The organism is Pannonibacter phragmitetus, from assembly GCF_050510895.1.
In the GTDB taxonomy this organism is placed as follows: Bacteria; Pseudomonadota; Alphaproteobacteria; order Rhizobiales; family Stappiaceae; genus Pannonibacter; species Pannonibacter phragmitetus_B.
Window position 1 is genome coordinate 232,713 of the sequence record NZ_JBNINT010000001.1, and the last position, 18,687, is coordinate 251,399.

General features: G+C 60.7%; 14 protein-coding genes, 1 other RNA gene and 2 pseudogenes. 16 read left to right on the forward strand and 1 reads right to left on the reverse strand.

Features of this window, described 5'->3' with window-relative positions:
- Positions 1-431: 431 nt before the first annotated feature.
- From ACQB61_RS01105 to ACQB61_RS01135, 7 genes are all read left to right on the forward strand, one after another.
- Entirely contained in the window at positions 432-728 is a 297-nt protein-coding gene (locus ACQB61_RS01105) for a DUF4164 domain-containing protein (RefSeq protein ID WP_019965114.1), read from the forward strand.
- A gap of 6 nt (positions 729-734) precedes the next feature.
- Positions 735-1,106, forward strand: a complete 372-nt coding sequence (locus ACQB61_RS01110) for a cell division protein ZapA (RefSeq protein WP_430511137.1) — start codon at positions 735-737, stop codon at positions 1,104-1,106.
- 80 nt (positions 1,107-1,186) lie between these two features.
- A non-coding RNA gene (gene ssrS / locus ACQB61_RS01115) (6S RNA) lies at positions 1,187-1,343 on the forward strand.
- Positions 1,344-1,439: 96 nt separating this feature from the next.
- Positions 1,440-2,048: a 5-formyltetrahydrofolate cyclo-ligase gene (locus ACQB61_RS01120; RefSeq protein WP_430511138.1), complete on the forward strand. Its 609-nt coding sequence runs from the start codon at positions 1,440-1,442 to the stop codon at positions 2,046-2,048.
- Positions 2,048-2,869: a TIGR00282 family metallophosphoesterase gene (locus ACQB61_RS01125; RefSeq protein ID WP_430511139.1), complete on the forward strand. Its 822-nt coding sequence runs from the start codon at positions 2,048-2,050 to the stop codon at positions 2,867-2,869. The genes ACQB61_RS01120 and ACQB61_RS01125 overlap by 1 nt, the downstream gene beginning before the upstream one ends.
- Before the next feature lie 261 nt (positions 2,870-3,130).
- A complete protein-coding gene (locus ACQB61_RS01130; RefSeq protein WP_430511140.1) occupies positions 3,131-3,877 on the forward strand; it encodes a YebC/PmpR family DNA-binding transcriptional regulator in 747 nt (248 codons plus the stop codon).
- A 63-nt stretch (positions 3,878-3,940) separates the two neighbouring features.
- Positions 3,941-4,240 (forward strand): MazG-like family protein, encoded by a 300-nt coding sequence (locus ACQB61_RS01135; protein WP_430511141.1) that lies wholly within the window; start codon positions 3,941-3,943, stop codon positions 4,238-4,240.
- Positions 4,241-4,254: 14 nt separating this feature from the next.
- Here the strand turns inward: ACQB61_RS01135 and ACQB61_RS01140 are convergent, their stop codons facing one another.
- Positions 4,255-5,019, reverse strand: coding sequence for a sulfite exporter TauE/SafE family protein (locus ACQB61_RS01140; RefSeq protein WP_430511142.1), 765 nt, complete (start codon positions 5,017-5,019; stop codon positions 4,255-4,257).
- 886 nt (positions 5,020-5,905) lie between these two features.
- Between ACQB61_RS01140 and ACQB61_RS01145 the strand changes: the two genes are divergently transcribed.
- The 9 genes and pseudogenes from ACQB61_RS01145 (at position 5,906) to ACQB61_RS01185 (ending at position 18,669) form a co-directional block, all read left to right on the forward strand.
- A complete protein-coding gene (locus ACQB61_RS01145) occupies positions 5,906-10,888 on the forward strand; it encodes an autotransporter outer membrane beta-barrel domain-containing protein (RefSeq protein WP_430511143.1) in 4,983 nt (1,660 codons plus the stop codon).
- Positions 10,889-11,088: 200 nt separating this feature from the next.
- Positions 11,089-11,616: a crossover junction endodeoxyribonuclease RuvC gene (ruvC, locus tag ACQB61_RS01150; RefSeq protein WP_050472471.1), complete on the forward strand. Its 528-nt coding sequence runs from the start codon at positions 11,089-11,091 to the stop codon at positions 11,614-11,616.
- On the forward strand, positions 11,613-12,230 hold the full coding sequence (gene ruvA, locus ACQB61_RS01155) for a Holliday junction branch migration protein RuvA (protein WP_050472472.1): 618 nt from the start codon (positions 11,613-11,615) through the stop codon (positions 12,228-12,230). The genes ruvC and ruvA overlap by 4 nt, the downstream gene beginning before the upstream one ends.
- 121 nt (positions 12,231-12,351) lie before the next feature.
- Positions 12,352-13,398 (forward strand): Holliday junction branch migration DNA helicase RuvB, encoded by a 1,047-nt coding sequence (gene ruvB / locus ACQB61_RS01160; RefSeq protein WP_430511144.1) that lies wholly within the window; start codon positions 12,352-12,354, stop codon positions 13,396-13,398.
- Positions 13,399-13,558: 160 nt separating this feature from the next.
- Positions 13,559-15,668 (forward strand): annotated as a pseudogene (locus tag ACQB61_RS01165) (methyl-accepting chemotaxis protein).
- 115 nt (positions 15,669-15,783) lie between these two features.
- Entirely contained in the window at positions 15,784-16,236 is a 453-nt protein-coding gene (ybgC, locus tag ACQB61_RS01170; protein ID WP_430511145.1) for a tol-pal system-associated acyl-CoA thioesterase, read from the forward strand.
- Positions 16,237-16,510: 274 nt separating this feature from the next.
- Entirely contained in the window at positions 16,511-17,218 is a 708-nt protein-coding gene (gene tolQ / locus ACQB61_RS01175) for a protein TolQ (protein WP_430511146.1), read from the forward strand.
- 3 nt (positions 17,219-17,221) lie between these two features.
- Positions 17,222-17,664: pseudogene (gene tolR / locus ACQB61_RS01180) on the forward strand (protein TolR).
- Between the two features lie 15 nt (positions 17,665-17,679).
- A complete protein-coding gene (locus ACQB61_RS01185) occupies positions 17,680-18,669 on the forward strand; it encodes a cell envelope biogenesis protein TolA (protein ID WP_430511147.1) in 990 nt (329 codons plus the stop codon).
- Positions 18,670-18,687 lie beyond the last annotated feature (18 nt).

Consider the following 18,687-nt stretch of genomic DNA (forward strand, 5'->3'; position numbering starts at 1 on the left):
TTGCTGCATGCGGCACGCCGCAGGGCTATCTGAGAATCTGTTTTCCTGCTGCCAAGGAGATGAAGATTGGCCCTTTGCCATCTCGAATGCCTTCACCAGCCCCGCAGGGAGCCCGACAAATAACAGGAACCCTAGTGGTGTCAACAAAGGCCGCACTTGCATGAAATGACGGGATGGCGGGGGAGAAACGCTACAGAGCCGAATGCCGCCATTGACGGCGCTTTTAACGATTGCTTAATCTTTATGCCGCGAAGGCGGTCCGGGCGAATTCCGTTAAGTGTGGTCATCCGGTTATTGCCGCATGCTCGCAATTTGCTTTAGTTTTTGCGGCGGGCCATATGTGTCACGCCAGCGGGCGCTGGTGGTCTACGCTCAGGTAATACCCCTTTGCCGGGGTCCTGAAGGCGGATTTTGAAAGTGGATGCGGTTTGATGGCAGAATTGGGCTCAGGTCATAGCCAGTCTCTGGATGCTGCCTTGACGCGCCTTGCGACTGCCATTTCCCATCTGGAAACGTCGGTTGGCCGGCGGCTGGATGGCGACCATTCCCTCAATGCCCTGCACGATGACATTCAGCGCCTCGGCGAGGACCGCTCGCAGCTGGCCATGAACCTGGACAAGGCAGAGGCCCGGGCGCAGAGCCTGGAAGAGGCCAACCGCGAGGTTTCCCGCCGCCTCGTCTCCGCCATGGAGACGATCCGTTCCGTTCTCGAAGCGCACGGAGGCTGAGGGCGGATGGCGCAGATTTCAGTCACCATCAACGGCAGGGCCTTCCGCATGGCCTGCGACGACGGCGAGGAAGACCGGCTGATTGGTCTTGCCGAGCGGTTCGATGGCTGCATCAACCAGCTGCGCGGCAGCTTCGGCGAAATCGGCGACCAGCGGCTGACCGTCATGGCCGGCATCATGGTGATTGATGAGCTGGTCGAGCTGGAAAAGCGCGTGGAGCAGCTGGAGCAGGAGCTTGCCATGGTGCGCGACGCCCGCCAGGCGGCGCTTGACCACATCAACCGCAACGAAGCCACGGTGGTGCAGCGCATTGACGAGGCCGCCCGCAAGATCGAAGCGCTTGCCGAAGGCCTTACCCGCAGCCTCAAGACAGATTGAGTAATGCGCGGCCGGGGATGATGACGGATGCTGTTGCGCGAAGGGCTTTCAAATGCAGCGCTCTGGCTCTATATCTGAAGCAGCAGCTGCGCTTCCCGTCAGGAAACATTATCCCCGGGGCCTTACGCATTCCCTAGGGAGCTGTCCCTGATCCGGCCCCTGGGCTGGAACACACGGCGCCCACCTACACTGTAGGTTTCCCGGGATTGCAATTCCAACGGTCGCCGTGGCTGCACTTTACCATTCTTGCAGGCGCACTTGCGGTTCGCTTCTGCGAGTGCAGAGGCTGGCGACCGTCCATCGGCGTGCCGAACCGGTTCCCAGCGAGGTTTGATGCCCGCCACTGAAGCCAGCAACAGTCTCACCACTCTTGTTCAGGCCAAGCAGAAGGTCCGTGCCGAAGCGCTGGCGCGCCGGGCAGCACTGGCGCCGGTCGAGCGGATCGAGGCTTCCCTTGCCCTGACGGCCCATGTGGATGGGCTGAAGTTGCGGTCCGGCACAACAGTTTCCGGCTTCTGGCCGATTCGTGACGAGATTGATCCACGTCCGCTGATGCATGAACTGGCTGGACGCGGGCATCCCCTGTGCCTCCCCGTAGTGGCAAAACCGCATCTCCTGTTCCGCAAGCTCGACCGGGAGACGAAACTGGTGTCCGCCGGCTTTGGCACGACGGTGCCCGATGAAGCGTCTCCGCTCATGCGCCCGGACGTGATGCTGGTGCCGCTGGCGGCTTTTGATGCGCGTGGCGGCCGGCTGGGTTATGGCAAGGGGCACTATGACACTGCGATTGCCGCGCTGGAGAAAGACGCCCGGGTCCTGCGCATCGGGCTTGCCTTTTCCGTCCAGGAAGTGGATCACGTGCCCACAGAACCGCATGACCAGCTTCTTCATGGCATCCTGACTGAAACCGGGCTGCGCTGGTTTCACACACGAGAGGACTGATGAAGCTTCTGTTTCTGGGTGATCTGGTCGGCCGCGCTGGCCGCACTGCTGCCATTGAGGCTCTGCCGGGCCTCATCGAGGACAACGGCCTCGATTTCGTCGTGGTGAATGGCGAAAACTCTGCCTCCGGCTTCGGGATCACCGAGCAGATCCTTCAGGATGTGGTGGATGCGGGAGCCGATGTGGTGACCACGGGCAACCACATCTGGGACCAGCGCGAGACGCTCGTCTATATCGACCGCCAGCCGCGCCTGCTGCGCCCGGTCAATTTTCCGGCCGGTACGCCGGGCCGGGGCGTCAACATCTATTCAGCCCGCAACGGCGCGCAAGTGGCGGTCGTCAACGTGATGGGCCGGGTCTACATGGACCCGCTGGATGATCCGTTTGCCGCCGTTGAGCGGGCCATTGCCGATTGTCCGCTGGGCCATGTGGTGGATGCCATCATCATCGACATGCACGCGGAAGCCACCAGTGAGAAACAGGCCATGGGCCACTTCCTTGATGGCCGCGTCAGTCTGGTGGTGGGCACGCACACCCATGTGCCGACGGCTGATCACCAGATACTGCCCGGCGGCACGGCCTATATGTCGGACGCAGGGATGTGCGGCGACTACGACAGCGTGCTGGGCATGGAAAAGGAAGAGCCGGTGCAGCGCTTCCTGCGCAAGGTGCCGTCCAGCCGGTTCACCCCGGCGCTGGGCGAGGCAACGGTCTGCGGTGTTGCTGTGGAAACGGACGACCGGACAGGTCTTGCCGTTGCGGTCGCCCCGCTGCGTCTGGGTGGGCGTCTGGAACCGGTGATCCCCCACTTCTGGCGCTGACAACAATTCCAAGCGGCAACGCGTGGCCGGGAACTGGCCAAACCCATGCGGCGGCTGAGCAATTTCAAGGCTTGATGCATCAGTATTTCAGCACCTTGGCATGACAACGGTGCAGATCCGGACCTTGGCGTGCAAGAGAGGCGGCAGGGTGTCTGGATTTTAGCCGCGTCATTGCATATAAGCTGCCCATTCTTCATGCGCCGGAGCGTTGTCTGGTCCTGACGGGCCTTGGCTCTGGCCGTCTCAACTGCCGGGAAGACCATGGCCGGACATTCACAGTTCAAGAACATCATGCATCGCAAGGGCCGCCAGGACGCTGCCCGGTCGAAGCTTTTCTCCAAATTGTCGAAGGAAATCACCGTTGCGGCCAAGCACGGCGATCCGGACCCCGCCTCCAACCCGCGCCTGCGCCTGGCTGTCCAGAACGCCAAGGCCCAGTCGATGCCCAAGGACAACATCCAGCGGGCCATCAACAAGTCGCAGAGCGGTGACGCTGAGTCCTACGACGAAATCCGCTACGAAGGCTATGGCCCGGGCGGCGTTGCAGTCATCGTCGAAGCGCTGACCGACAACCGCAACCGCACCGCCTCCAACGTGCGCTCCTACTTCACCAAATGCGGTGGCGCCATGGGCGAAACCGGCTCGGTGTCCTTCATGTTCGACAGGGTCGGCGAGATCATCTACCCGGCCAAGGCGGGTGGTGCCGAGGCGGTTCTGGAAGCAGCCATCGAGGCTGGCGCCGAAGACGTGCAGTCGGATGAGGATAACCACATCATCATCTGTGCTTTTGAAGATCTGGGCGATGTGTCCAGGGCCCTTGAGGCAACGCTGGGTGAGCCGGAATCGGTCAAGATCGTCTGGAAGCCGCAGAACCTGACGCCGGTGGATGCGGACAAGGCCCAGACGCTGATGAAACTCGTCAACATGCTGGAAGATGACGATGACGTGCAGAACGTCTACGCCAACTTCGACATCGACGAGGAGACAATGGCGAGCCTCGCAGGCTGAAGCCAGGATCAAGCCCTTCATGGCGCCGGTCTCTCCGGCGCCATTTTTCTTTGGAGCCATGTCTTGCAGGAAATTTTCCGTCTCAGCCGGCTTGATCCGAAAACCCTGCAGGAACGCACCCTGAAGCTGTGCGAGGAAGCCGGCGAGGTTGCGCAGGCGGTCCTGTCCGCCACCGGTGCGCCGGGGTCTGCCTACAAGGGATTGACGCTGCAAGATGTTCGCGAGGAGGCCGTCGATGCGGCCATCGTCGCCCTCGCCATACTGGCGCAAGCCTGCCCAGATGAGGAAACCTTCCACGCCGAATGGCAACGGCTTGTCAGCGGCAAATGTGCCAAGTGGCAGGGATCTCTACCTCAGGAGTAATCCTGCATGACTGATCAGCGCCCGAGCCAGCCATCCAGCACGGGCAGGCTTGTCAGCGCCGCAAGGGCAATGAGACTGTAGGCAATGCGGCGGTAGATCTGCGGATCGGCCCGGACGAAGCCTCTGGCGCCCAGATAAAGTCCGAGCCCATAGAGCGCGATGCCGCCAATCGCGAGCGCCAGTACCTCGCCGTTGAACACGCCCGCAAGCAGATAGGCGAGCAGGCTTCCTGTTCCCGCAAGCGCGAAGAAAACGATGAGATTCGCCCGGATCACGTGCGGAGGATGCGGGCTCGACAGCCAGAAGGCAACAACAGGCGGGCCGGAAACCTGCGAAACCCCGCCCATGATGCCGGCTGCCACGCCGACGCCTGCGGATGTGGCAGGTGAAGGTGTGCCATTGTAGCGCCAGCCCGAGATCAGCAGCCCCAGAAGAGCCAGCACCACAAGGCAGATGACCCAGCGCAGGACAAGCGGATCAGTGCTCACCAGCAGCCAGGCCCCCAGATGCACTGAGACAACTGCGGCCAGAACGGCAGGCAGCACCGTGCGCCAGTCGCACAGGCGCAGGGCGCGCGGCAGCAGCGGCAGGGCAACGAAATAATCCAGCAGCAGGAAGGCGCCCGCCGCTACCGGCGGCGAGAACAGCGCAGAAGCCACCGGCATGAAGATCATGCCCGCGCCAAAACCGGCAAAGCCACGAACTACACCTCCAGTGAAAAGGGCCAGAAGGCCCGTGATCAGGGTGGGCCAGCCATAGGCGGTGATCAGACTATCCATCGTCCTTCAATACCAGTTCCTGGTGAGTCTGGCACATCGGGATTGGTCAAGCCCGTGCTGCAATGAAGATTTCAGGGCGCAATCCGCTGGCTTCAGGGGCTCTGTCGTCAGGGCTGTGCCTGCAGCTAATGTCTTGGCTGCCAAGTTCTTCAGGGTCGATAGATGGAGGATACCCGCCCGGCAGGTGGGAACTCCGCCGTTGCCGCTTACACACTGCTGAATCTCTCCCATTTTAAGTGTGATGTGCTTGCAAAAAATCATCGAAAATACGGCTTTCCATTTATGATTGTCTCTTTTGAACTTGTTGTTCGTGTTAGTAATTTTTGTTAATATATGCTTTATTCAAGTGAATATTCTTCGTTGTTCTTGATTGAGTAAATTAATTTTGGTCAAAATAAATTATCGATATTGATCATGCTTTTCTCCTTATCTTTGGATGTTCTCTTTTGTTCTGGTGATGCCAAAATGCAGCAAAGTGCAGAATCCTGCTTTGCTTGCATGTTTGATCCACGGGGAGTGATTGTGCCTCGATAGGCATCTGTGCAAGCTTCCGTTCATGTATGGGGCAAGGGAGCTGTGGGGCTCGTGCCTTGATTGTATTACTTTTATGTCTGGGGCAATGATGATGGGTAAGATAGTTTCTGTGGGTGATTTTGATTATAGTCACCTTGCCACAAAGCTGTCTGGAGGCCGCCGGTCCAGTCTGCTCCAAAAGAATCTGTTACTCACATCTGCCATTGTTGCTCCATTGCGCTTGATGGGCATGCCTGTTGCTGGTGCAATAATGGCCTTTTCGTCAATTTACTCTCAGCCTGCAGAAGCTGCCTGTTCTGTAACTGGGACGACGGTGCTCGTATCTTGTGACGCAACCAGTGCAAGTGTGAACATGACGGCGGGTGACGGCTCGCTGACTGTTGATGGCGAGAGTGTAGCGTCTGTCATTTATGCTTCGCCGCAGGTAACCGGCACCTACAATCAGACAGTCAATCTCATTGGCGCGACGGCAATCAACCGGGCGGACTACAGCGGCCTGGTCATGCAGTTCGGCACGGACAACAGCACGCCGCCGCAGTACATTCCTGTCACGGTCAATGCGACGGTCAACATCGCTTCCAGCGTCACGGCAAGTTCTGGCCCCTCCGGCGGCTTTGGCACGATCTGGGTGAAGAACGACTACGCCGGTAACATTGTCATAGACAATGCCGGCACAGTCTCGCTTCAAGCCCCGGATTCGTCCACGGCAGCTATCAGTGCGACGACCAATCTGGGTGCCGTGACGGTTACAAACAGCGGAGCCGTCACCTCCACGGGTGGACGTGGCATCTATGCCGATGGAAATTTCAACGGCACGGATCCGGCTACGATCTCGGTTACGAACACGGCAAGCGGCACGGTGAATGCCACCACCGCAGCGATCCGCGTGATCGCCTACAATGGGCTTGCCAATATTTTCAACGAGGGTGAGGCGCGTTCGACCCTGTTTCAGGGCCTGATAGCATGGTCTGCCAATGGCGATGCGACGATCACCAACACCGGCATCGTGTCCAGCAACACGGACAATGCCGTTTATGCCACGACGGAAAACGGCACTGCCACCATCACCAACAGCGGGATGGTGACAGCAACGGGTGACAGTTCACTTGATGGTGACAGGGCGGCCATTCGCGCGCCTGCTGGCTACGCTGGCCTTATCGGGTCTGCGTCAACATCAGGCAATATCGTCATCACGAACCAAGCCACTGGCAACGTCACAGCCAACCGCGATGCTGCCATCCGGGCTGAGACGCCGCGCGGTGATGTTACCATCATCAATGCCGGAGCACTCACCGGCCAGATGGGTATTTATGTCGATAGCGGCCAGGTCAGTGGCCACACCAACGCGACCTCCGCTGCCGTAGATGGCAACATCTCCGTCACCAACAGCGGCACGGTGACAGCTACACTGTATGCGGTCTCGCTCGACGGCACGACGAACCGGTTGGAGAACAGCGGCACCATCAGGTCGACGGATCAGTTTGGTATGGGCGTTGTGACCGGAAGCGGTGACACGACGATCATCAACTCCGGCACGATCGCAGCAGCTTCCGCCACCGATTATGCCATCAGCATGGGCAGTGGCACGAACCGGCTTGTGCTGACGGAAACTTCTTCCATCACCGGTATTGTGTCTGCTTCCGGCTCCAGCAGCACGCTTGAGTTGACCGGCACCGGAGCAGGCACCTTCAACGCAGGCCAGCTGTCCTCTTCCGGCCAGTATCAGGGCTTCACAGATCTGACGAAGTCGGGTTCCGGAGCCTGGACGCTGACCGGCTCGGGCGGCAGCGTGAGCGGTAGTCTCGCGGTGAATGAGGGGACCCTCGCGCTCGGCGGTGCATTTACGGCCGGTGCCGTGACGGTGGGCTCTTCCACCGCCGCCACGCTTTCCATCAGCGGCAATGGCGCGCTTACAAACGCCAACGGTGTCATCGGCGGTGCAGGTGGCGGCGTTGGAACCGTGCAGCTTTCCGGCGCTGCTGCAAGCTGGACCAGCACCGGCGAACTGACAGTCGGTCAGAACGGCGGGACAGGCAGCATCTCGGTTTCAGATGGCGCGAGCCTCACGTCGCGCCGCTTCTCGCTCTCAACCGGCTCCTGGGAGGCAGGCTCCGGCGGCAACGGGTCCCTGACGGTCTCCGGTGCCGGGACCACCTGGACCAACACAGGCGGTGTCGATATCGCCCGCTCAGCCGGCTCCACGGGCTCCCTTACCATTTCCGGAGGTGCTTCGGCCTTTATCCGCAGTACCGGCATTTATACGGGCGCGGGTTCGAGCATCCTGATCACCGGGCAGAACACCCGTGTGGAGATCGGCAATCCCAACGACACGTCCGAAGCGGCCTGGCTGAGCCCGGCAGGCGGTTCGGTTACCGTGTCGGACGGTGCCTATCTGTTTGCAAGCGGCATTTACGCTGGTCCCGCTGGCAGCGATCTCGTCAGCATGACGATCACTGGTGCGGGCACGGTCGTGGACGTTGCGGAGCGGATCTATGTCGGTGGCCAGAACGGCAGCCGGGACGTTGATCCGGTGAATGGAAACGGCAACCTCACCATCTCCGGCGGGGCCGTTGTCACCACCGCGACCCTTGGGGTCGGCATGGACCCCAAATCGCAGGGCGTTCTGACCGTTACGGGTCAGGGCACACAGCTCTGGGCCAAGGCAAACAACACCTACAATGCCCCGGGTAACTTCTACGTTGGCTACAATGGCAATGCCACGGTCACGGTTTCTGATGGAGCCGTCATCAAGGCCGACAATGAAATTCGCGTCGGATATGATTCCCAAGGCTCCGGCAAGCTGATCATCGGTGCGGATGCCGGGTCGGCCGCAGTGGCGGCTGGCAGCGTGGACACGGCACGGATCGTCTTCGGCACTGCCGGCGGGTCGCTTGTGTTCAATCACACCAGCCAGAACTACCTGATGTCTCAGGTCATCTCCGGCAATGGCGCGGTAAATGCAGCGGGTGGAACCACTTTCCTCCTTGGCAACAACACCTACACCGGCGGAACCCGCATTCAGGGCGGTACTCTTCGTTTCGCGTCTGATGTAGCGCTGGGCGCGGTGTCAGGCGCTGTAACCTTCGCGGGCGGCACGCTTTCTGCAGCTGACACAACGACTGTTGCCCGTAATCTTGTCCTTGAGAGCGGCAGCAATGCTCTTGATGTTGCCAGCGGCAAGATCTTGACAGTTTCCGGAACCATTTCGGGCGCGGCCGGCTTCACCAAGTCGGGCTCTGGCACTCTGGTGCTGACGGGCACGAACAGCTACGGCGGGGGCACGCGCATTCAGGGCGGCACGCTCAGCTTTGCGAGCGACTCCGCGCTGGGGTCCGCCGCCGGTGCGATTGCTCTGGCAGGCGGCACCTTGTCCGCTGGCGAGACCATCTCGACCGCACGCAACATTGCTCTCGAGGGCGGGCAGAATGCCGTGGAGGTGGCTGGCGGCAAGACGCTGACGGTTTCCGGAACCATTTCAGGCGCGGCAGGCATCACCAAGTCGGGCACTGGTACACTGGTGCTGACTGGCACGAACACCTACACCGGCGTAACCACCATTGCAGATGGCACGCTGCAGCTCGGTAACGGTGGTACTTCAGGCTCTATCGTGGGCGATGTCGTGAACAACGCGACGCTCATCTTCAACCGCGCCGACAACTACACATTCTCGGGCTCAATCAGTGGCAATGGCGCAGTTCTGTTCCAGGGTGGTGGCAAGGTTGCCTTTGCGTCTCCCTATCAGGGCGCGGTGACCGTCGAGAATTCGACCGTGACTCTGGAACGTGGCATTCAGACCACATCCGTCTTCACAATCGAAAATGGCGGCAGCCTTGGTGGTTCCGGCACGATTGGCGGTATTGTCGCCAAGTCTGGCTCAGTCGTGGCACCGGGTTATTCACCGGGCACGCTGGTCGTGACGGGCGCTGTCAGCTTCCTTGGTGGATCTGTCTATCAGGTGGATGCAACACCGACAGGACGGCATGACCTGATCATTGCCTCGGGTGCTGTCACGATTGACTCCGCTGCCTCTGTGCAGGTGCTCGGTGAGAACGGCTTCTACCGGCCGCAGACAACCTATGCCATCATCACCAGCGCGGATGCAGTGAACGGCAAGTTCGGCAGCGTATCCTCCAACTTCGCGCTTCTGTCGCCTACGCTGACTTATGATGCGAAGAACGTCTATCTGACGCTGAACTACAACGGCCTCACATTCGCTGACTTCGCCCGGACGGACAATCAGAGCAGCACTGCCCGCGCCGTCATGGCGTTGCCGGTCGGCGATACGCTCTATGATGCGCTGGCTATTCTTTCCGGTCCGGGGATCGCCCCGGCGCTCGACCAATTGTCCGGTGAGGCCTATGCATCGGCCGGCACCGTCATCCAGCAGCAGTCCTCGTACCTGCGTGATGCTGTCGGCGCCCGCCTGCGTCAGGGCTTGGCAGCACATGATGCGCTTGCTTCGGCTGCAGATGCTGCAGGGCCGCGCAAGTCCAGCACCGGCGGCGAACACGGTGTCACGATCTGGGCACAGGGTCATGGCGGCTGGGGCCGTGCGTTTGACGGCAGCAATGCCGGGACCGTCTCGTCCAGTCTGGCTGGCTTCCTCGCTGGTGTGGATGCTGGTATCGGAGAAAATGCCCGGGCCGGTGTCGTGGCAGGCTTCAGCCAGTCCCGCTTTGATGTGACGAGCCGCAATTCGTCAGGTGACATGGACAATTACGAAGTTGGCGTCTACGGCGGTGCCCGCTTCGGCGGCTTTGCCCTGAATGGCGGTGCGTCCTACGGCCTGCATGACGTGTCGCTGGACCGCTCCATCGCCATCCGCGGCTTCTCCGCCAGCGCACAGTCTGGCTACAGGCAGGAAGCTGCACAGGTGTTCGGTGAGGCTTCCTACGGGTTCTCCGCAGGGCAGGTCGCCATCGAGCCCTTCGCCGGTCTGGCATTTGTCCATCTGGCTGGCGCCTCAGCGCAGGAAAACGGCGGTCCGGCTGCTCTGACCGTTCGCCTTGAAGACCAGAACACCTTCTACACCTCGCTGGGCATGCGCGCGGCCACCCAGGTGGACATCATGGGCCGCACCTTCACTCCGTCCGTATCGCTCGGTTGGCAGCATGCCTTCGGGGAGATGGCACCAGTCGCAGCCATGCGTTTTGCCAGCAGCACGTCGCCGTTTGAGGTGAAGGGCGTTCCTGTTGCCCGGAATACGGCTCTGATTGGCCTGGGCCTGTCCCATTCCTTTACGGACCGTGCTTCCGTGCAGGTGAACTACAAGAGCCAGATTTCGTCCAAAGCTGTCGAGAACTCCTTCTCGGCGCAGATGTCCCTGAAGTTCTGAGGGGGCGGCGGCAGGCACGCCGCTTGATGATGAAGGCTACGCATCAGTGGGGCCGGAGCGGATTTACCACTCCGGCCCCACGCTATTTGAGCCAGCGTGGCGGGGCTGAGACTGTTCAGGCGGGAAAAAGCAGCATCCTGGCGGTGCCTGGGGTCAAGCAGGCTGGCGCCAGAGCCGGAGTTTTGTTACCGGTTTGTTCTATGATGCATCCGATTCGAATCCTTGGGATTGATCCCGGCCTGCGCCGCACTGGCTGGGGCCTCATTGAGGCGCTGGGCAACCGGCTGACCTTTGTTGCTGCGGGCACCGTCACGTCGGATGACAAGCGGGAGCTTGCAGCCCGGCTGGTGCAGCTGCATGACGGGCTGCAGAAAGTCATCGACGAAAATGCGCCGCAAGAGGCGGCCGTTGAGCTGACCTTCGTCAACAAGGATGCCGGGGCAACGCTGAAACTTGGTCAGGCGCGCGGCATTGCGCTGCTGGTGCCCTCGCTGCACGGGCTGGAAGTGGCCGAATATGCGCCCAACCTCGTGAAGAAGACGGTGGTGGGCACGGGACATGCCGAAAAGGATCAGATCCGGCACATGGTGAAGATCCTGCTGCCCAAGGCGCAGTTTGATACGGATGATGCGGCGGATGCCCTGGCAATCGCCATCTGTCACGCGCACCATCGCAAGACCTCGGCGGTGCGGGCAAAGGCTGAGGCATTGGCGCGGGGTGCAGCATGATCGGCAAGCTCAAGGGTACGGTCGACAGTTATGGTGACGACCACCTCATTCTCGATGTCCACGGCGTGGGCTATCAGGTGTTCTGCCCTTCGCGGGTGCTGCAGGGATTGCCGCGCGCAGGTGAGGCGGCGGTGCTCTTCATCGAAACCATCGTGCGTGAAGACATGATCCGGCTCTACGGTTTCTCCTCTGAGGCCGAGCGTGAGTGGTTCCGGCTGCTGATGACCGTGCAGGGCGTCGGAGCCAAGGTGGCGCTTGCCGTGCTCAGCGTGCTCAAGGCCAGCGAAGTGGCAACCGCCATCGCGCTGGGAGACAAGGCGGCGCTGGCGCGTGCGCCGGGTGTCGGCAAACGTGTGGCAGAGCGTCTGGTGATCGAGTTGAAGGACAAGGCGCCGGGCTACTCAAGCCTTGATGCGGACACTCTGGCGGTGGCGCAGACGGTGAGCGAGAATGTGGCCGCCCGCCCCGTCGCGGAAGCCGTTTCGGCGCTGACCAATCTGGGGTATGCCCAGGCGCAGGCCAGTGCGGCTGTGGCGCGTGCCGTAAAGTCCGCTGGCGAGGATGCGACAACCGAAACGCTCATTCGCCTTGGCCTCAAGGAACTGGCCCAGTAAGAAAGCGGCAAGGGATGCCGGGACGATGAGGTGCTGACGTACCGCGCCCCCGATCTGCTCAAGCACCGTTTGGGCTTGTGCCAATCACTCCGCCACGGGCGGGGTCTGGAGTTGAAAGCGTATGGAGAAGACCGAACGCCTCGTCACGCCGGAAATTCGCGGTGACGAAATCGACACCACCATGCGCCCGCAGGCGCTGGATGATTTCGTCGGCCAGGCGCAGGCGCGAGCCAATCTCAAGGTCTTCATCGGCGCGGCGAAAGCGCGCGGCGAGGCATTGGATCATGTGCTGTTCGTTGGCCCTCCGGGACTTGGAAAGACGACGCTTGCGCAGATCATGGCCCGCGAACTGGGAGTTAACTTCCGTGCTACGTCCGGTCCGGTCATCGCCAAGGCAGGCGATCTGGCTGCGCTTTTGACCAATCTGGAAGAGCGGGACGTGCTCTTCATCGACGAAATTCACCGCCTCAATCCTGCAGTGGAGGAAGTGCTCTATCCCGCGATGGAGGATTTTCAGCTCGATTTGATCATCGGTGAGGGGCCTGCAGCCCGCTCGGTGAAGATTGATCTGGCGAAGTTCACGCTGGTGGCTGCCACCACGCGCCTTGGTCTGCTGACGACACCGCTGCGGGACCGTTTCGGCATTCCGGTGCGGTTGGAATTCTATACGGTCGAAGAACTGGAACTGATCGTCAACCGCGGGGCACGCATTCTCGGCATCGGCATGGCGCCTGATGGGGCGAGGGAAATTGCCAAGCGTGCCCGTGGCACGCCGCGCATTGCCGGGCGGCTTTTGCGCCGGGTGCGGGACTTTGCCGTCTTTGCGGGCAATGACACTGTGGACCGGGCCATGGCGGACCGGGCATTGTCTCAGCTGGAAGTGGACGGTGCGGGGCTGGACAGTCTCGACCGGCGCTATCTCAACCAGATCGCGCTTAACTTCGGCGGCGGGCCTGTAGGCATTGAGACAATTGCAGCAGCCCTGTCCGAGCCGCGCGATGCCATTGAAGAGATTGTCGAGCCTTATCTCATTCAGAACGGTTTTCTCCAGCGCACACCGCGCGGACGTGTGCTGACGGCACAGGCCTTCCGGCATCTGGGCCTTGCGGTGCCGCAAAGTTCGGCTGCGCCGCAACTTGGCCTGTTCGCGGATGATACAGAAACGTGACCTAGAGAAATCAAACAAGCACGTTGTGCGCTTCCAGAAATTGCAATCCCAAGTTTTTATCTAGGTAGTTTTTCGTCGTTGGGTATCTTATTCCCCGGACAGATTAAGGCTTTTTCGGGAACTGTGCTCACGATCCTCCCAGTTCAGGGAGGAACCCCATATGATCCGTAATCGCTTGTCCAACAAGGTGGCTGCGATGTTCTTCGCAGGCGCAGCCATCATGTGCCTTGCCATTGTCATTGTCACGGCCCGGCTCGCGGGGGACGTCGCCGACAGTCAGGCGAGCAAGGCACTTTCAAGCGCAACACTGGGCAAATACCGCACGCTGGAACTTGCCCTCGAACAGCGTATCGATGCGGCCCGTTTCTTTGCATCGGTGTCTGATGCCAAGGACGCGGTCATGAAAATGACTGCCGGCTGGAAGGTCTTGAAAGAGAAGCAGACCGAACAACTCCGCAAGATCTTCGTCGATGACAACCCGCATGGTCCGGACGAGCGGCATCTGCTGGTGGATTCAGGTGCCGGCAATTTCTACGCAAACAACCACAAGCCCATTCATATGGCGGTTGGCTCTTTCGTGGATCAGGGGCTGTTCAAGGACATTCAGCTCATCGATCTCGATGGCAATGTCATCTACAGCTACATGAAGGGTGAGGAGTTCGCCCGCAACCTGAGCTCGCCTGAATTGCAGGGCGGCCCGCTGACGGCCGCAGCAAAGCCTATTCTTGACACGCCCGAGAAGACAGATACGGCCCTGCCGAAGGTCTCGTCCTCAGGGTTCCTCGTTGCGGATGACGGCAGCGTTCTGCTGACGCTGGCAACGCCGGTATTCTCGCACGACCGCTTTTTCGGCGTCATTGGCTACACGGTCGACATGAGCAAGCTCGCCGGTCTGATTGCTGCCAAAGGCGGTATCGGCGAAACCGAACGTGCCCTCCTGGTTGATACGGCCGGCAATGTCGCCGTATTCGATGGTGACAAGGCCCCCGAGGCTTACCGCTTTGATGACATCCGCGATGGTGACGGCCTCGTCACCCTGGGCGGAAGCGACTTCCGCTACACCGTCACGGACGGAATGAGTGTGGACAAGCCCTTTGGCGTGGGCGCGGCTGTCGAGAGCGCAGAGCTGGATGCGGCTGCCCGCCAGATCACCTGGGGCGCGGTCATTGCGGGCATTGCCTGCCTGTTGCCGATTGTCGCTGTCATGTGGTGGCTGACAAGCCGGATGTTCGCGCCGCTTCAGTCCTTGTCCGTGACGGCCCGGCAGATTGCGGATGGTGATCTTTCGGTTGCAGTCAATGCCCTGGATAGGGGGATGAAATCGGCCAGATGGCCCGTTGCATCGAGGTATTCAAGGAGAATTCGGTTGAGCGCGAAAGGCTGGCCGAAGAGCGCAGCGCCGGGCAGGTGGCCCGTGAGCAGCGCGAGAAGCATATTGATGGCCTGATCGCCGGTTTCCGCGAAGAAGCGCAAGCTCTGCTGGCCGAGGTGGAAAGCAATCTTGCCCGCGTGGAGGAAACATCAACGATTTTGAGCAGCCGTTCCGACACGGCCTCTCATCGCGGCGCGCAGGCTGCCGGTGATGCGGAGAATGCGTCTTCCAACGTGCAGGCAGTTGCGAGCGCGACGGAAGAGCTGAATGCCTCCATCGAGGAAATCGCCCGTCAGGTTGCGACCACGGCAGATGTGGTCGGGCGCACAACGGCCAATGCCCAGTCGTCGAACCAGAAGATTGCCGGGCTTGCCAATGCTGCAAACAAGATCGGTGAAGTCGTGGATCTGATCCGTGCTATCGCCGAACAGACGAACCTCCTTGCGCTCAATGCCACCATCGAGGCGGCACGCGCCGGTGAGGCCGGACGGGGCTTTGCAGTCGTGGCTGCGGAAGTGAAGGAACTGGCCACACAGACCTCCAAGGCGACGGAAGAGATTTCCGCCCAGATCTCCGCCATCCAGAACTCCACGGCAGAAGCCGTCGAGGAGATCGCCGATGTCACCAATTCGATGGAAGAGGTGAACACCTACACGGCTTCGATTGCCGGCGCCGTGCGCGAGCAGGGGTCGGCAACGGGGAGATTTCCCGCAATGTAGCCGAAGCAGCTCATGGCACCATGGCTGTCGCCAACGCAGTGGCTGCACTCAATGCGGATATTTCAGAGAACTCCGGCTCGGCTTCGGCCATGCAGGAAGCCACACTGACAATGAAGCAGCAAGCCGATACGCTGCGGCAGTCAGTCGAACGCTTCCTGCGCGAGGTGGCGGCCGCCTGACCTGAGAATATCTGAATACGGTTCCGGGACGCCCGGCGCTGGCCGGTCCATTGCGGGCTTGCAAGCGCCGGGCGTTTCGCGCATATGCGGCCGGGCAGGGAGTTCAGATGATATCATGACGCAGCAAGACAGCACCACCGATGGCCGGATCGTAGAGGGTGTGCACGTCCTTCCTGTCCGAATTTACTACGAGGACACGGATTTCAGCGGGCTCGTCTATCACGGGTCATATGTCCGGTTCTTCGAACGCGGCCGCACGGAACTGCTGCGGGCCAGTGGGTTGCATCATGCGGCGCTTGCCAGCGGCAGCCACGGCCAGCCGATTGTCTTTGCCGTGCGGGACATGACAATCCGCTTTGTGAAACCGGCCCGTATCGACGATCTTCTTGAGGTCCGCACCCGTCTCGGTGAAGCACGTGGCGCCCGTCTCGTGCTGGAACAGGAAATCTGGTGTGGCGGCGCGCTGCTGGTCTCGGCCCAGGTGGTGGTTGCCGTGATCCTGCCGTCCGGACGCCCGGTGCGTTTGCCACCTGAGCTGGCGGCGAGGCTGCCGGTACAGCCGGATTAAGAAACGCTACCCGCCTCTTTGCATCTTTTCCGGAAGCTTTTTGAGCCTTTCGCATCAAATCAATTTGTGCGACGCAACGTCATTAACAGGGCAGTAACCTTAATCCTTTTGTTTAAGGCAGATTGCGTGCGTTGCGCAGTCCCAGTTTTGCCAAATTCAGCGGTCAGGAAGACCAAAGGTCCGGGAGGAAACCGAAGCCGCCGGGACACAGCAGGTTTCCTGGTGTGCTTTTTAACTGATGATAACAACTCCACGGGCAAGAGGTCCCTTTTAGATGAATGAAATCGCCCAGACGACCATGGCGGCCCCGCATGGCGACATGTCGTTCATTGGCCTGTTCTGGCAGGCCCACATCATCGTCAAGCTGGTGATGCTTGGACTGATTGCTGCATCTGTCTGGTGCTGGGCGATCATCGTCGACAAGGCAATGCTTTACACGCGCACCAAGCGCCAGATGACCCGGTTTGAGACCGTCTTCTGGTCGGGCCAGTCGCTCGAGGAACTCTACAAGACCTTGTCGAGCCGTGCCAATCACTCGATGGCTGCCCTGTTCGTGGCTGCCATGCGCGAGTGGAAACGAAGTCACGAGGGCGCAAAGCCGGCTCTGGCAAGCCTGCAACAGCGTATTGACCGGGTCATGGATGTGACGATCGCGCGTGAAACAGAGCGTTTGGAATCACGCCTGCTTGTTCTGGCGACAGTTGGTTCGGCAGCCCCCTTTATCGGCCTGTTCGGTACGGTCTGGGGCATCATGACGGCCTTCCAGTCCATCGCCCAGTCTGAAAACACGTCGCTTGCCGTTGTGGCGCCGGGTATCGCTGAAGCGCTTTTTGCAACAGCGCTTGGCCTGCTTGCCGCAATTCCGGCGGTTATTGCCTATAACAAGCTGCAGACCGATGTGGCCAAGCTCTCGGCCCGCATGGAAGGTTTTGCGGACGAGTTCTCGGCCATCCTGTCCCGCCAGATTGACGAACGGATCTGATCCATGGGCATGAGTGTTGGAGCGGGTGGCGGTGGCAGCGGACGGCGCAGACGTGGCGGACGCCGCGCAGCGCCCGTAAACGAGATCAACATCACGCCTTTCGTGGACGTGATGCTGGTGCTTCTGATCATTTTCATGGTTGCCGCGCCGCTGATGACCTCCGGCGTGCCGGTGGATCTGCCCGAGACTGCGGCCAAGCCCTGCAGGGCGACAATGAACCGATCACGATTTCGGTGACGTCGGAGGGGAAGATCTTCATCCAGAACACCGAGATCGCGCTGGATGAGGTTGTGCCGAAGCTGACGGCCATTGCCGAGAACGGCTACGAGGAGCGGATCTTCGTGAAGGGCGACCAGACTGCCGCCTATGGCACGATGATGCAGATCATGGGCCGGATCAACGCCGCCGGCTTCAAGCGCCTTGGCCTGGTGACTCTTGCTGAATAGGGAACCTGACGCATCATGCGCACAGGCTTGATCGTTTCCGTTTCGGGCCACATGGCTCTTGTGCTCTGGGGGCTCATTGCGCTTCCGGGAACGGAACCGTTTGATTCCAAGCCGATGGAGTCCCTGCCGGTTGACCTGGTGCCGATCGGTGAGTTTACCCAGCTGAACAAGGGTGAAAAGACCGCCGAGCTCAAGGAAAAGCCGAACGAGTCCACGGCCAAGGAAGCCAACAACAAGGCTCCTGAGCCTGACAAGACGGCAGGGGAGGCGAAGGCTGAGTTGCAGACGCCGCCTACACCACGGCCGACCAACCAGTCTGTTGCAGCACAAGAGTCATCGTCACCGCCGCCTACGCCGGAACCCGCACCGGTGAAGCCCGCACCTGCCAAACCGGCTGCGGAACCTGCACCGAAGGCTGAACCGGAGCCGGTCAAGCAGGCGGTAGCAGAAGCTGCCCCCGCTGAAGAAGCGCCCAAGCCGCTCATGTCCGAGCCGGTGAAGGTGACGCCGCGCTCCAAGCCGACGCCGCCGAAGCCGCAACAGCAGACAGCACAGCAGCAGCCCAAAAAGGAAGAAAAGTTCAACCCGAACGAGATCAGCGCACTGCTGAACAAGGTTGATCCTTCCGGCGGTGGTACCACCGGTGCGAAGGAAGCTGCTTCGCTCGGCAGCCGCACGGGCAACAACAACGTCAAGATGACGGTGTCTGAGCTGGACGCGCTGCGTGGCCAGATCGCAAAGTGCTGGAACCCGCCGGTTGGTGCAGCAGGCGCTGCGGATCTTGCCGTGCGGCTTCAGTTCAATCTGAGCATGGCTGGTGAAGTGGAAGGGTCTCCCCGGGTGATCAACTCGAGTGGCAACCCCTCGTTCCGGGCTGCGTCCGACAGTGCCGTGCGTGCCGTCATGCGCTGCCAGCCCTATTCGCTGCCCGCAGAGAAGTATGATGCCTGGCGTGAGGTCATCATCAACTTCGATCCAAGTCAGATGCTGGGGGCTGACGGATGAGGCGGTTCGGCGGAGCAG

Coding starts and splice junctions, on each gene's coding strand:
- ACQB61_RS01105 (WP_019965114.1), top strand. CDS start 432: ATGGCAGAATTGGGCTCAGGTCATAGCCAGTCTCTGGATGCTGCCTTG.
- ACQB61_RS01110 (WP_430511137.1), top strand. CDS start 735: ATGGCGCAGATTTCAGTCACCATCAACGGCAGGGCCTTCCGCATGGCC.
- ACQB61_RS01120 (WP_430511138.1), top strand. CDS start 1,440: ATGCCCGCCACTGAAGCCAGCAACAGTCTCACCACTCTTGTTCAGGCC.
- ACQB61_RS01125 (WP_430511139.1), top strand. CDS start 2,048: ATGAAGCTTCTGTTTCTGGGTGATCTGGTCGGCCGCGCTGGCCGCACT.
- ACQB61_RS01130 (WP_430511140.1), top strand. CDS start 3,131: ATGGCCGGACATTCACAGTTCAAGAACATCATGCATCGCAAGGGCCGC.
- ACQB61_RS01140 (WP_430511142.1), bottom strand. CDS start 5,019: ATGGATAGTCTGATCACCGCCTATGGCTGGCCCACCCTGATCACGGGC.
- ACQB61_RS01145 (WP_430511143.1), top strand. CDS start 5,906: ATGACGGCGGGTGACGGCTCGCTGACTGTTGATGGCGAGAGTGTAGCG.
- ruvC (WP_050472471.1), top strand. CDS start 11,089: ATGATGCATCCGATTCGAATCCTTGGGATTGATCCCGGCCTGCGCCGC.
- ruvA (WP_050472472.1), top strand. CDS start 11,613: ATGATCGGCAAGCTCAAGGGTACGGTCGACAGTTATGGTGACGACCAC.
- ruvB (WP_430511144.1), top strand. CDS start 12,352: ATGGAGAAGACCGAACGCCTCGTCACGCCGGAAATTCGCGGTGACGAA.
- ybgC (WP_430511145.1), top strand. CDS start 15,784: ATGACGCAGCAAGACAGCACCACCGATGGCCGGATCGTAGAGGGTGTG.
- tolQ (WP_430511146.1), top strand. CDS start 16,511: ATGAATGAAATCGCCCAGACGACCATGGCGGCCCCGCATGGCGACATG.
- ACQB61_RS01185 (WP_430511147.1), top strand. CDS start 17,680: ATGCGCACAGGCTTGATCGTTTCCGTTTCGGGCCACATGGCTCTTGTG.